Source organism: Brevundimonas sp. GW821-FHT12E07, from assembly GCF_058807035.1.
The window spans coordinates 509,554-521,726 of the sequence record NZ_JBXAQH010000001.1 but is presented as its reverse complement, the minus strand read 5'-3'; the positions used below and the strand labels follow the sequence as shown (position 1 = coordinate 521,726).

Annotated in this window: 12 protein-coding genes; 5 read left to right on the top strand and 7 right to left on the bottom strand. The window is 66.3% G+C overall.

Annotated features, from left to right (window positions below):
- A complete protein-coding gene (locus AC1ROD_RS02600; RefSeq protein ID WP_492946696.1) occupies window positions 1-1,233 on the bottom strand; it encodes a 3-methyl-2-oxobutanoate dehydrogenase (2-methylpropanoyl-transferring) subunit alpha in 1,233 nt (410 codons plus the stop codon).
- Window positions 1,234-1,391: 158 nt separating this feature from the next.
- On the opposite strand from AC1ROD_RS02600, the gene AC1ROD_RS02595 reads away from it, so the two are divergent.
- Both AC1ROD_RS02595 and AC1ROD_RS02590 read left to right on the top strand, forming a co-directional pair.
- On the top strand, window positions 1,392-1,880 hold the full coding sequence (locus AC1ROD_RS02595) for an Lrp/AsnC family transcriptional regulator (RefSeq protein ID WP_207869007.1): 489 nt from the start codon (window positions 1,392-1,394) through the stop codon (window positions 1,878-1,880).
- A 25-nt stretch (window positions 1,881-1,905) separates the two neighbouring features.
- Entirely contained in the window at window positions 1,906-2,844 is a 939-nt protein-coding gene (locus AC1ROD_RS02590) for a pirin family protein (RefSeq protein WP_492946695.1), read from the top strand.
- Between the two features lie 3 nt (window positions 2,845-2,847).
- Here AC1ROD_RS02590 and AC1ROD_RS02585 read toward each other — a convergent pair whose 3' ends face one another.
- The 3 genes from AC1ROD_RS02585 to AC1ROD_RS02575 all read right to left on the bottom strand — a co-directional run bounded on the left by AC1ROD_RS02585 (window position 2,848) and on the right by AC1ROD_RS02575 (window position 5,763).
- The gene (locus tag AC1ROD_RS02585; protein ID WP_492946694.1) at window positions 2,848-3,762 is read right to left on the bottom strand and encodes a hypothetical protein; all 915 of its coding nucleotides are present in this window, start codon (window positions 3,760-3,762) and stop codon (window positions 2,848-2,850) included.
- Between the two features lie 79 nt (window positions 3,763-3,841).
- On the bottom strand, window positions 3,842-4,801 hold the full coding sequence (locus AC1ROD_RS02580; RefSeq protein ID WP_492946693.1) for an alpha/beta fold hydrolase: 960 nt from the start codon (window positions 4,799-4,801) through the stop codon (window positions 3,842-3,844).
- Window positions 4,802-4,809: 8 nt separating this feature from the next.
- Entirely contained in the window at window positions 4,810-5,763 is a 954-nt protein-coding gene (locus tag AC1ROD_RS02575; RefSeq protein ID WP_492946692.1) for a hypothetical protein, read from the bottom strand.
- On the opposite strand from AC1ROD_RS02575, the gene AC1ROD_RS02570 reads away from it, so the two are divergent.
- The gene (locus tag AC1ROD_RS02570) at window positions 5,762-6,598 is read left to right on the top strand and encodes an aldo/keto reductase (RefSeq protein WP_492946691.1); all 837 of its coding nucleotides are present in this window, start codon (window positions 5,762-5,764) and stop codon (window positions 6,596-6,598) included. The two genes, AC1ROD_RS02575 and AC1ROD_RS02570, sit on opposite strands and share 2 nt — an antisense overlap.
- 418 nt (window positions 6,599-7,016) lie before the next feature.
- On the opposite strand, the gene AC1ROD_RS02565 is transcribed toward AC1ROD_RS02570, so the two are convergent.
- Window positions 7,017-9,224 (bottom strand): 3-hydroxyacyl-CoA dehydrogenase NAD-binding domain-containing protein, encoded by a 2,208-nt coding sequence (locus AC1ROD_RS02565; RefSeq protein WP_492946690.1) that lies wholly within the window; start codon window positions 9,222-9,224, stop codon window positions 7,017-7,019.
- Between the two features lie 11 nt (window positions 9,225-9,235).
- Window positions 9,236-10,441 (bottom strand): acetyl-CoA C-acetyltransferase, encoded by a 1,206-nt coding sequence (locus tag AC1ROD_RS02560; RefSeq protein ID WP_492034107.1) that lies wholly within the window; start codon window positions 10,439-10,441, stop codon window positions 9,236-9,238.
- 300 nt (window positions 10,442-10,741) lie between these two features.
- On the opposite strand from AC1ROD_RS02560, the gene AC1ROD_RS02555 reads away from it, so the two are divergent.
- Entirely contained in the window at window positions 10,742-10,960 is a 219-nt protein-coding gene (locus tag AC1ROD_RS02555) for a hypothetical protein (protein WP_492946689.1), read from the top strand.
- Between the two features lie 12 nt (window positions 10,961-10,972).
- Here AC1ROD_RS02555 and AC1ROD_RS02550 read toward each other — a convergent pair whose 3' ends face one another.
- On the bottom strand, window positions 10,973-11,353 hold the full coding sequence (locus AC1ROD_RS02550; protein WP_492946688.1) for a VOC family protein: 381 nt from the start codon (window positions 11,351-11,353) through the stop codon (window positions 10,973-10,975).
- A 186-nt stretch (window positions 11,354-11,539) separates the two neighbouring features.
- Between AC1ROD_RS02550 and AC1ROD_RS02545 the strand changes: the two genes are divergently transcribed.
- Window positions 11,540-12,085 carry a hemerythrin domain-containing protein gene (locus tag AC1ROD_RS02545; protein ID WP_492946687.1) on the top strand — a complete coding sequence of 182 codons (546 nt, stop codon included), beginning with the start codon at window positions 11,540-11,542 and terminating at the stop codon, window positions 12,083-12,085.
- The last annotated feature ends 88 nt before the right edge of the window (window positions 12,086-12,173 follow it).

The following is a 12,173-nucleotide window of genomic DNA, read 5'->3' as shown; positions in this document are numbered from 1 at the left end:
TCAGATTCCCACTTCGCTACGCTGTTCGACCAGACGCCAGTCCTCGGTCGCATAGACCTCCTCGAACATCTCCTTCACCGAGGGGCGCGACTGGCCCAGGGTGCCGATGGCCTCGGATTCCTTACCCGCCTGACGGACCTGTTCGACGGCCTCCTTGAGCGCCGCCTCGTGCTGGTCGTCGTCCCATTCCCCGATCAGGGTCAGGTGCTGGCGCAGGCGCTGGATCGGATCACCGAGCGGCCATTGGTCGTGCTCGTCCGCCGGGCGGTACTTTGACGGATCGTCCGAGGTCGAGTGCGGCGCGCCGCGATAGGTGAACATCTCGATCAGGGTCGCGCCCTGGTTGGTGCGAGCCCGCTCCTCGGCCCACTGGGTCGCGGCCCAGACGGCGAGGAAGTCGTTGCCGTCGACGCGCAGGCTGGGCAGGCCATAGCCGATGGCCTTGGAGGCGAAGGTCGTCTCATTGCCGCCGGCGATGCCCTGGAAGGACGAGATGGCCCACTGGTTGTTGACGACGTTGATGATCACCGGGGCGCGGTAGACGCTGGCGAAGGTCAGGGCCGAGTGGAAGTCGCTCTCGGCGGTCGAGCCGTCGCCGATCCAGGTGATGGCGATCTTGTCGTCGCCCTTGTAAGCGCTGGCCATGGCCCAGCCCACGGCCTGGGGCAGCTGGGTGCCGAGATTGCCCGAGATGGTGAAGAAGCCGAAGTCCTTGGCCGAATACATGATCGGCAGCTGACGCCCCTTGATGGGATCGGCCGCATTTGAGTAGATCTGGTTCATCATCGTCGCGAGCGGATAGCCGCGCGAGATCAGCAGGCCCTGCTGGCGATAGGTGGGGAAGCCCATGTCCTCGCGGGACAGGATCATCCCCTGGGCGACCGCGATGGCCTCCTCGCCCGTGCACTTCATATAAAAGCTGGTCTTGCCCTGGCGGTGGGCGCGGTGCATCCGGTCGTCGAAGGCGCGGGTCAGGATCATGGCCTTGAGGCCGCGACGGGCGGTCTCCGGATCGAGGCGCGGATTCCACGGACCGACCGCATTCCCCTCATCGTCCAGCACCCGGACCAGGCGGAAGGCCAGATCCATCATCTGCACGGGCCGCGAATCGACGGGCGGCCGGTCGACGGCGCCGGCGACGTCGAGCTTCAGTCCGCTGAAGTCCGGGGCGTCTCCGGGGCGGCCCGAAGGCTCCGGAACGCGCAGGGACAGGGGCTGGGTGTTCCTGGTCATTTGGTCCTGCCTGTTGGCCTGCGCCTGGTTGATCCGGCCGCATTTGCCTTTATAGCGCCTGATAGCAGACGCGGCGCATCAAGACTTACCGAATTTCGCCTTGCATATGGCGGTTCAAGGGTATTTTATTGCGCCATAACGACAAACGGAGAAACGCCTTGGCGGACGAACTCGATCCTATCGACGCGAGAATTCTGGACATCCTGCAGCAGGACGCGGGGCTGTCCGTCGCGGAGGTCGCCGATCGGGTAGGTCTGTCCGCCTCGCCGTGCTGGCGGCGCATCAAGAGACTGGAAGATTCCGGCCTGATCCGCAAGCGCGTCACCCTGCTGGACGCCAAGCTCCTGGGCCTGGACTTCGAGGTCTACGCCATCGTCAAGCTGATGCTGCCCTCGTCCGAGAACCTGCAGACCTTCGAAGCCGCCGTCAGCGACTGGCCCGAGGTCGTCCAGTGCGCGACCATCACCGGCCGCGAGGACTATGTGCTGCGCATCGTCACGTCCGACATGCACGCCTTCGACAAATTCCTGCGCGAGAAGCTGCTGGCTTTGGCCATCGTCTCGGACTGCGAAAGCCATATCGTGACGCGCGGCGTGAAGAATGTGACCGCCCTTCCCCTCGGCATCATCACCCCCCACGTGCGATAAGCTTCGGGCTCAGAGGGGATACGACATGATCGAGATGGTGATCGACGCGCGGCGCAAGGATCTTGGCGGGTTCGAGGTCGGCCGGGTGCTGCCGTTCCATTCGCGACGGATGATCGGCCCCTTCATCTTCCTGGACCAGATGGGCCCGGCCGAGTTCGCGCCGGGATCAGACGCCATCAATGTGCGGCCGCATCCGCACATCGGCCTGTCGACCCTGACCTATCTGTTCGAGGGCGAGATCATGCACCGCGATAGCCTGGGCTTCACCCAGGCCATCCGTCCCGGCGAGGTCAACTGGATGACGGCCGGCAAGGGCATCGTCCACTCCGAACGCACCGACCCGCTGAAGAAGGCGCAGGGCGGCCCCATGCATGGGATGCAGGCCTGGATCGCCCTGCCCAACGAGGCCGAGGAGATGGACCCCGGCTTCTTCCACCACGGCGAGGCCGACCTGCCCGCCTATGAGAACGGCGGCCTGTTCGCGCGTCTGGTCGCGGGCGAGGCTTACGGCGCCTCGGCGGCGGTGAAGACCTCTTCGCCCCTCTTCTACGTCCACTGGGAGATGCAGGAGGGCGTGCGCACCGCCCCGCCTCCGGGCAAGGGCGCCGGCGGCATGTCCGAACGCGCGCTGTATGTCGCCAAGGGCCAGATCGAGGTCGCGGGCCGCACCTTCCATGAGGGTCAACTGATCGTACTGGAGCCCCAGGCCGAGCCGACCGTCAAATCCCTGACCCCGTCCACCGTCATGGCCCTTGGCGGCGAGCCCGTGGGCGAACGGCTGATCTGGTGGAATTTCGTCGCCTCCTCACAGGAGCGGATCGATCAGGCCAAGGCCGACTGGAAGGCCGGCCGCATGGCCCTGCCGACCGAGGACGATCTGGAGTTCATCCCCCTGCCCGACACGCCCGCGACGCCCGAACCGGCGCCCGCCGAGGTCACGCCCAAGCCGACCGATCCGGTCTAGGCTTCATTCCATCGCCGACCCGCGCCGTCGACGCTCGGTGGCCATGCGGTCGGCGATCTCGGCGGCCTGGACCGAGGCGTTGATCGGGGCGCGTGAGGCCGAATAGAGGGCGTACAGATAGTCCCCGTCCGTCGCGGTCAGGCCGGGGAGGCCGGGGCGCTGGAACAGGTTCAGCACCGTATCGAAGCGTTCCGTATCGACGCGCGGATCGGCCGGAGCCAGGGCGACGAAGGCGACATAGTCACTGACCGCGCTGAAGGGGACGCCGACCAGTTGCTTCGTGTCGAGGATGATTGTCACCGCGGCCAGGTCATCCCGGACATTGCCGCGCAGGCGAGAGGCGTTCCGCACCACGACCGACCGGGCCATGGGGCCGGGTTCGGAGGCCTGCAACGCGATGGCGATCTCGCCCGAATCCTCCATCAGCGGCAGGCTGACCTGCCACCAGCGCACGGGGGCGTCCGAAGCCAGGAAGGCCTCCAGCGCCGCATTGCCGAGACTGACCCCGTTACGGGCAGGCCGGAAATTGCGGGGCGCGGCCTCCAGCAGTTCGGCGGCGAGCGCATCGGGATCGTCCGAGGCGAAGATGGAGATGTCCGCGCGGCAGTCCGGCGAACGGTCAGGCGACAGACCGATCGCCTCGGCCACGGTCGCGATCCGGTCCCTCAGATAGGCCGCATGCTCGGCGTCCATATAGGCGACCCGGACACAGATCCGGTCGTTCCAGCGCGGGCTCAGCCGTCCCATCGGACCGGACCCGATGTCCCGCGCATAGGTTTCCATGCCTCGCCGGGTCGCCGCCGTCACCGCCACGTCATCGACCGATGTCGTGTCGGGATCCGGAGCCGTCTGGGCCGAGGCGGGGTCAGTCACGAGCAGGGCAAGCGCAGCCGCGAACAACAGCGATCCGAACTTCATATACCCGCCTCCTGCAACACAACCTCAACGATAACATATCCACGACAGCGCGAAATGGCGGTGTTGGCGCGGATCGGCCTCACAGCTCCCTCAGGAAGCCCAGCAAGGCCGCATTGATCTCCTCTGGCCGTTCCTGCTGAAGCCAGTGACCGGCGCCCGGCAGAACGGTCTGGCCGCGCAGGTCTGTCAGCCATTTCGACAGCCCGGCCTCGTGCTGGCCCGCGTAGCGACGCACCGGATCTCGCTCACCGACCAGGAAGAGAGACGGCTGGTCGATGGTCTTGTCCTGCACGAAGGCGGTCAGGCTCCAGTTCAGGTCGATGCAGCGATACCAGTCGATGGGGCCGCGGAAGCCGCCCGCGGAGAAGGCCTCCACATATTCGGCGAAATGGGCCTCGCTGAGCCAGGGCGGCAGGGTCGCCGCGTCGTCGATGCTTTCCAGCAGGGAGACGCCCTCCGGCAGGAAGCCGGTCGACAGGCCGTCGTCGGGAGTGGCGCCGTCATAGGACCAGAACATCTTGCGCAGCGACGCCCCCGGATCGGCGTCGAAGTCGGCATGGGCGTCGTCGGGCTGGAAGCGGCTGATGTAGAGGTCACCGAGCCCGGCCCGCTTCGCCAGGGCCGCCATCATCGGCGTCGGCGCCCCTTTGGGGATGCGCGGCTGGAAGGGCACCGACAGCCCGGCCACCGCCTTGAAGATGTCGGGCCGCAACAGGGCGCAGTGCCAGGCGACCGGCGCGCCCCAGTCGTGGCCGACGACGACGCAGGAGGTCTCTCCGAGCGCCCGCACCAGATCGACCATGTCCCCGACCAGCTTCAGGATAGAATAGTCCTCGCGGCGCTCCGGCTTGTCGGTCCCGCCATAGCCGCGCATGTCGGGCGCCACGGCGTGATAACCGGCCTCGGCAAGCGCCTGAACCTGCGCTCGCCAGCTAACGCCGAGTTCGGGGAAGCCGTGGATCAGCAGCACCAAAGGCCCCTCCCCGGCCTCGAGGATCTGCTGGTTCAGGCCGTCGGTCCTGATGATCCGGGTCTGCATGCGCTCCCTCAATCGATGATGCCGGTGCGTTCCGAGATGATCGCGCGGGTCGGAACGAAGGCCGACATCGTGTCCCAGGGTCCCGCCGCCGCGATATTGAAGCTCTGCTCCTCGCCGGGACTGGTCGCGATAATCAGGGTGATCACAAAACAGCTGTGGCCGCGCGGGACCCGCAGTCCTTCCATGAACTCCGGGTCCTCGCATTCCGTCACGCTGGCGAGGCGAGCGGCCTTCAATCGGTCGACAAGGTCGGGCGCGCAGGTCTGGCCGGTACCTCCCCGATCACAATCGATGCCGCGAACGCGCCGGTTTAGCAGATCCGGCAGGGCGTGGAGGGTTTGAACCCCCGCCGTCACCACAAGCGCACTCGGCGCCGACACGACCTTTTCGACTTCCCGGAAAGCCCCGCAGGCCTCGCGGCGAGCCTGATCCTTCCGCTGGCCGTCGGCCTGGGCCCCGGCGTCGAAGTAATCCGGCTCCTGAATTATCGAGGGCGCGCCCAGCACCGCATAGACGGTCCGGGTCTCGACGTCGTCGACCCGGTCCAGATTTTCATGGGCGTCGAGCGAAACCGTCACCTCCCGCAGGCTGCACAATCCTTCAAAGCGGACCATGGCGCCGTCCGCCGCAGGCTGCCCCCGAAGCAGGAAGGTCGCGCCGAAGGCGTGGTCAAGCCCACCATTGTAGACGGGACGAGCGCTGATCACCGCCTCGGGGACAGCGCCGAACAGGAGCCGGGCAAGGGCCTCGGTCGGCATCGTTTCGGCGGCGTCCTGGGTCACCGGCAATCCCGCGGAGGCGACGGATTGCGCCACGGCCGTTCCAGCGGCCGCCATTCCGAGCAGGATAGCGAGCAACGCGACAGGCGCGTGCGTCCACCGGATACTCTGGATCAACCGCCTTCTCCCCGATGCCGCTGGCGCCGAACGCCGCTTCATGCATTTTGCGGTCATGACCCGCATGACCTCGCTTCCAGACGGTACCCTGCTCCCCGTGCTCGGCCAAGGCACATGGGAGATCGGCGACGACCCGAAGACCGCCGACGCCGAACAGGCGGCCCTGTCGCGCGGGCTGGATCTGGGCCTGACCCTGATCGACACCGCCGAACTCTATGGCCACGGCAAGTCCGAACGGCTGGTCGGGGAGGTCATCAAGGGGCGGCGCGAGGAGGTCTTTCTGGTCTCCAAGGTCCGGCCCGAAAACGCCGGCGAGATGTCGATGATGCTGGCCTGCGAAAAGAGCCTTGAGCGCCTCGGCGTGGACCGGCTGGATCTCTATCTTCTGCACTGGGAAAGCCGCTTCCCGATGGACGAGATCATCGCCGGCTTCGAGGAGCTGATCGACGAGGGGATGATCGCCCGCTGGGGCGTGTCCAACCTCGACCTCAGGACCATGGACCGGATGGAGGCGCTGGACGGCGGCGTCGGCTGCCAGACCGATCAGGTGCTCTATCACCTGGGTTCGCGCGGCATCGAGTTCGATCTTCTGCCCTGGGCGCAGGAGCGGAACATGCCGCTGATGGCCTATTCGCCGCTGGGGCGTGGCGGAAAGGGGGGCTTGCTGGAGCATCCGGCCCTGATCGAGATCGCCGATCGCCACGACGTCTCCACCGCCCAGATCGCCCTGGCCGCCATCCTGCGGCAGGACGGGATCATCGCCATCCCCAAGGCCTCCACCGTCGCCCATGTCGAGGCCAATGCCGAGGCGCTGGAAATCGAACTGGACGCCGAGGATCTGGCGGTGCTGGACCGCGCCTTCCCGCCGCCGACGACGGCGCAACCGCTGGACATCATCTGAGGCCATCCGCAGGTCGCAGCCATCTGCGGTGGCGCCGCGGATTGGAAACTATCTTTCCGACTGGAATCACACGTGAAATTCGTCCCAATCTTGAGACAATGCGCGGTTGTGAACGCTCACCCGCTTTACGTTTAGACTGTCTTCACGCGATGAAGCGCATGCATGCATCCGACGCACGGATGGGTTGAGCCGGACACGTTCCGGGAGAACCCCTGAATTCGTCGCACAGGCATCGGTCAAGCGACCGGAAACGTCGGGGGACGGGACCGGAAGACCGCTTGATTGACGATCGGCTCACGCCGATCGAACGGGCGGCGGCTTCGTCGGGGGACGGGGCCGCCGTTCATAATTTCAGCGCAAACAGAAACGGCCCCGGGATCGCTCCCGGGGCCGTTCTGCATTCCGTCGTCCGGATCGCTTACGCGGCGGCCTTCTGGGAACCGGCGAAGTTTCCGTAGAAGGTCTCGCCCTTGGCGGCCATGTCGCGCAGCAGCTGCGGGACCTTGAAGCGGTCGCCGTAGGTCGCGGCCAGACGGTCGGCCGTTTCCACGAATTTCTCCAGACCGGTCTGGTCGATCATGGTGATCGGGCCGCCGGTCCAGGGCGCGAAGCCCCATCCCAGGATGGCGCCGAGGTCGGCCTCGCGCGGGTCGTCGATGACGCCCTCTTCCCAGCAACGGGCGACTTCGACGGCCTGACGGTACAGCAGGCGGGTCTTCAGCTCGTCGATCTGACCGAAGGCGCCGGGCTCTTCCGGGCCCTCGATGGACTTGGTGACCGGCGCCAGTTCGGCGAGGCCCGCCCACAGGGTCTTGGGCTTGGTGGCGTAGTCGTAGAAGCCCATGCCGTTCTTGCGGCCGAAGCGACCGCCCTCGACCATCTTCGCCACGATGTCAGCGCCCTCGGCCGGGACGTATTTGTCGCCCAGGTCCAGAGCCGTCTGCTTGGCGATCTTGTAGGAGAGGTCCAGCGCGACGTCGTCGTGCATCTCCAGCGGACCGCGCGGCATGCCGGTCATGCGGCCGACGTTGTCGATCAGGGCCGGCGCCCAGCCCTCTTCCAGCATCGCCATGCCTTCCATCAGGAAGGTGGAGAAGCAGCGCGAGGTGTAGAAGCCGCGGCTGTCGTTGACGACGATCGGGGTCTTCTTGATCTTCAGGACGTAGTCGAGGGTCTTGGCGATGGCCGCCTCACCCGTCTTCTCGCCGAGGATGATCTCGACCAGCATCATCTTGTCGACGGGCGAGAAGAAGTGGATGCCGATGAAGTCCTCGGGGCGAACCGAAGCTTCCGCCAGACCGGTGATCGGCAGGGTCGAGGTGTTGGAGCCGAAGATGGCGCCCTCGGCCAGCTGGGCCTCGGCGCGCTTCGTCACATCGGCCTTGATCTCGCGGTTTTCGAACACGGCCTCAACGACCAGGTCCGAACCCTTGATCAGGTCGTAGTCGGTGGTCGCGGTGACCGAACCGAGCAGGGCGTCAAACTTCTCCTGCGTCAGCTGACCGCGCGACAGGCGCTTCTTCAGCAGCTCCTCAACATGGGCCTTGCCCTTGTCGGCGGCTTCCTGGGTCTGGTCGATCAGGATGGTCTCGATGCCGGCCATGGCCTGAACATAGGCGATGCCCGCGCCCATCATGCCGGCGCCGATGACAGTGACCTTCTTCGGATCGGACTTCGGCACGCCCGCCGGGCGCACGGCGCCCTTGTCCAGCTCCTGCTTGGACAGGAACAGCGAGCGGATCATGGCCTGGGCCTGCGGCGTCATCAGGGTCTTGATGAAGTAGCGGGTCTCGATGCGCAGGGCGGCGTCGATCGGCACCTGAATGCCTTCATAGACGGCCTTCATCAGGTTCAGGGCGGCGGGGTAGTTGCCGTAGGTCTGCTTCTTGATCATGGCGTTGCCGACCAGGAAGTTCTGGATGCCCGCCGGGTGGTAGGGGCCGCCACCGGGCTGTTTGAAGCCCTTGTCGTCCCACGGCGCGACAGCCTTGCCGCCGCCCTTGATCCAGGCCTTGGCGGCCTCGACCTCGGAACCGGCCGCGACGACCTCATGGATGATGCCGGCGCCCTTGGCGTCGTTCGGACGGAAGGACTTGCCCTCGGTCATGGCCATCATCGCCGCCTGGACGCCGATCAGGCGCGGCAGGCGCTGGGTGCCGCCGCCGCCCGGGAACAGGCCGACCTTGATCTCGGGCAGGCCGAGCTGGATCTTCGGATTGTCGCCGGCGACGCGGTAATGGCAGGCCAGGGTCAGTTCCAGACCGCCGCCCAGCGCCAGACCGTTGATGGCCGCCGCGACGGGCTTGCCGCAGGTCTCGATGGCGCGCAGGGCGCCGTTCATCTTCCAGCCCGCATCGAAGGCGTCCTGCAGCGAGGCGCCGCCGATCATGCCGCCGGCCATGTCGCCGAGGTCGGCGCCGGCGCAGAAGCCCGAGGCCTTGCCCGAGGTGATCACCGCGCCCTTGATGGTCTCGTCGGTCTTGATGAGCTCGGCCAGCTGCGGCAGCTCGTTCATGACGCTGGAGGTCAGGGTGTTCATCGACTTGTTCGGCACGTCGAAGGCGATGACGGCGATGCCGTCGGCGTCCACGTCGATCTTGAAGTTCTCGAAGGTTTTCATGGTCATGCTCTCCGGGATCAGACGCGTTCGATGACGGTGGCGGTGCCCATTCCGCCGCCGATGCACAGGGTGACCAGGGCGGTCGACTTGTTCGAGCGCTCCAGCTCGTCCAGGGCGATGCCGGTGATCATGGCGCCGGTGGCGCCGAGCGGGTGGCCCATCGAGATCCCGCCGCCGTTCACGTTCATCTTGGCGTGGTCAATGTTCAGGGCCTGCATGTAGCGCAGGACGACGGCGGCGAAGGCCTCGTTCAGCTCCCACAGGTCGATGTCGTCGGGGGTCATGCCCAGCTTGCCGAGGAGCTTGCGGGTCACATACTCCGGGCCCGTCAGCATGATCGAGGGCTCCGAACCGATCGAGGCGCCGCCGAGGATCTTCGCGCGCGGCTTCAGGCCGAGGGCCTTGCCGGCTTCCAGGGTGCCGATCAGGACGCCGGCCGAACCGTCGACGATGCCCGAGGAGTTGCCGGGGGTGTGGACGTGGTTGACCCGCTCGACCTCGGGGTAGCGCTGGTTGATCACGGCGTCGAACGCCATCTCGCCCATCATCGTGAAGGACGGGTTCAGCGCGCCCATGGTCTGCATGTCCGAGTTCGGACGGATGGTCTCGTCATGGTCCAGACGGACCAGACCCAGCTGGTCCTTGACCGGCACGACCGACTTCGCGAACCGGCCCTCGGCCCAGGCCTTGGCGGCGCGCTTGTGGCTCTCGACCGAATAGGCGTCCACGTCGTCGCGGCTGAAGCCGTACTTGGAGGCGATCATGTCGGCCGAGACGCCCTGGGGCACGAAATAGGTGTTGAAGGCCGAGGTGGGGTCGACCGGCCAGGCGCCGCCGTCCGAGCCCATCGGCACGCGGCTCATGGCCTCGACGCCGCCGCCGACGGCGAAGTCGGCCTCGCCGGACTTCACCTTGGCCGTGGCCATGTTCACGGCTTCCAGACCCGAGGCGCAGAAGCGGTTGATCTGGACGCCGGCGGTGTACTGCGACCAGCCGGCGTTGAGCACGGCGGTGCGGGCGATATCGGCGCCCTGTTCGCCCACCGGGGTCACGCAGCCGAGGATGACGTCGTCGACTTTCGAGGTGTCCAGATCGTTGCGGTCGCGCAGGGCCTGCAGCACCTGGGTCGCCAGGTCCAGACCCGTGATCTCGTGCAGGGATCCGTCCTTCTTGCCCTTGCCGCGCGGGGTGCGCACCGCGTCATAGATATAGGCGTCAGCCATGGGAGTCAGTCTCCAATAAGGACGGTTCGAAGCGTTGGCGCCATGAACCCTACGTTTACGTCAACGTCAAGTAAGAAGGCGCATGGCCGAAGGGTAGTCCTGCATTCGTGATCGCCCCCAGAGCACGGACACGAGCACGGAACACGAGCACGGAACACGGGGCATACGAAGACGGTCGGGCGCAAACACGGTTCGCGTTAGCCGTTTTCTCATCGGTCTCGCGTATCGGTGATTGGCACAGACCCTGCTGAAGCGGCGGGGACGAGCCCGAAACGGGCCATGACGGGATTTGGGGAAACGATGCGTATCGGCCATCACGGCTATGAGATCGAAGTGCACGGCGGCCGGACGGACTGGCTGTGGGTCATCTTCGACGAGGACGGCGACCAGTTGCGCTCAGGCCATGCGCCGACGGAGACGTCAGCCCTGCGCCACGCCCGCCGCGCGGTTGTCTGGCTGCGCAACCCTCTGATCGCCTGGATCGAACCGCTGCTGACGCCGGCGTCGCATCAGGCCTGAACCGCAAGCCGACTAGTCCGGCGCGTGGCAGACCGCCTCGACGTTGAACCCGTCCGGATCCAGAACGAAGGCGGCGTAGTAGGTCGCCCCATACCGGGGACGCAGCCCCGGCCCGCCGTTATCCCTGCCGCCGGCCGCCAGCGCCGCCGCGTGAAAGGCATCAACCTCGGCCCGCGTCCCGGCGCGGAAGGCGACATGATTGCCCTCTCCGGGCCGCTCTCTGTCGGCGATGACGAAGTCGACCTCATCGCCCACGCCGAACATCACGGCTGTGCCGCCGACATCATTGGTCGCGTCATGGATGAAGCGATAGCCGAGCGGTTTCAAAGAGGCCTCATAGAAGGCTCTGGAACGGGCGATATCGGTCACCGCCAAGCCGATGTGGTCGATCATCCGAAGGTCTCCTTGCCTCGCTCCTTCAACGCGGATGAGCGGAAAAGGCGCCCGGTGTGTCAGCCGCCGGACACCCACAAGCCGTTGTTCTCGCTAACGACTCGCACCTAGCTGAGCTTTAGGAACACGCGCCCGGCCCATGCCTTTTCCCGCCAGACACGCCCCGCTGTCAGGAGGAAGAACGCCATGGCCCAGACCTATGAAGAGATGGACGCGATTGCGATGCTGAAGGCCGACCACCGCAAGGTGGAAGAGATCTTCGCCGCCTTCGAGGCCGCGACCAGCCCCGCGAAGAAGCAGAAGCTGGCCCTTGAGGCCTGCCTCGAACTGAAGGTGCACACCACCATCGAGGAGGAAATCTTCTATCCGGCCTGCGAGGGCAAGATCGAGGAAGACCTGCTCAGGGAAGCCTATGTCGAGCACGACGGCGCCAAGCTGCTGATCAACGAGATCGAGGCCGGCAGTCCGGAGGACGATTTCTACGACGCCAAGGTCAAGGTGCTGTCCGAGGAGATCGAGCACCACGTCAAGGAAGAGGAGCAGCGCGTCGAAGGCATGTTCGCCCAGGCCCGCGCGGCCGGCCTCGACATGGACGCCCTGGCCGATGCCATGCGCGCCCGCAAGAAAACGGCCATGGAGGAATATCAGGCCGGGAAACCCGCCGAGACCCGGACCCTGTCCGGCGACAAGGGTGTCGAGCCGCCGCGCGCGGCGGACGGCGCGCGGGCCTGACCGCATCGACAGACACCGGTGACCGGGGAGGGCGGTGTTGACACACCCCCTCCCCCGTCCGACAACGCCGCTCCGGAAAAGTCCCGCC

What these genes read in the sequence shown, in the direction of transcription:
- AC1ROD_RS02560 (WP_492034107.1), bottom strand. Translation starts at nt 10,441, where the DNA reads ATGGCTGACGCCTATATCTATGACGCGGTGCGCACCCCGCGCGGCAAG.
- AC1ROD_RS02570 (WP_492946691.1), top strand. Translation starts at nt 5,762, where the DNA reads ATGACCTCGCTTCCAGACGGTACCCTGCTCCCCGTGCTCGGCCAAGGC.
- AC1ROD_RS02545 (WP_492946687.1), top strand. Translation starts at nt 11,540, where the DNA reads ATGGCCCAGACCTATGAAGAGATGGACGCGATTGCGATGCTGAAGGCC.
- AC1ROD_RS02600 (WP_492946696.1), bottom strand. Translation starts at nt 1,233, where the DNA reads ATGACCAGGAACACCCAGCCCCTGTCCCTGCGCGTTCCGGAGCCTTCG.
- AC1ROD_RS02590 (WP_492946695.1), top strand. Translation starts at nt 1,906, where the DNA reads ATGATCGAGATGGTGATCGACGCGCGGCGCAAGGATCTTGGCGGGTTC.
- AC1ROD_RS02575 (WP_492946692.1), bottom strand. Translation starts at nt 5,763, where the DNA reads ATGCGGGTCATGACCGCAAAATGCATGAAGCGGCGTTCGGCGCCAGCG.
- AC1ROD_RS02585 (WP_492946694.1), bottom strand. Translation starts at nt 3,762, where the DNA reads ATGAAGTTCGGATCGCTGTTGTTCGCGGCTGCGCTTGCCCTGCTCGTG.
- AC1ROD_RS02580 (WP_492946693.1), bottom strand. Translation starts at nt 4,801, where the DNA reads ATGCAGACCCGGATCATCAGGACCGACGGCCTGAACCAGCAGATCCTC.
- AC1ROD_RS02565 (WP_492946690.1), bottom strand. Translation starts at nt 9,224, where the DNA reads ATGACCATGAAAACCTTCGAGAACTTCAAGATCGACGTGGACGCCGAC.
- AC1ROD_RS02555 (WP_492946689.1), top strand. Translation starts at nt 10,742, where the DNA reads ATGCGTATCGGCCATCACGGCTATGAGATCGAAGTGCACGGCGGCCGG.
- AC1ROD_RS02550 (WP_492946688.1), bottom strand. Translation starts at nt 11,353, where the DNA reads ATGATCGACCACATCGGCTTGGCGGTGACCGATATCGCCCGTTCCAGA.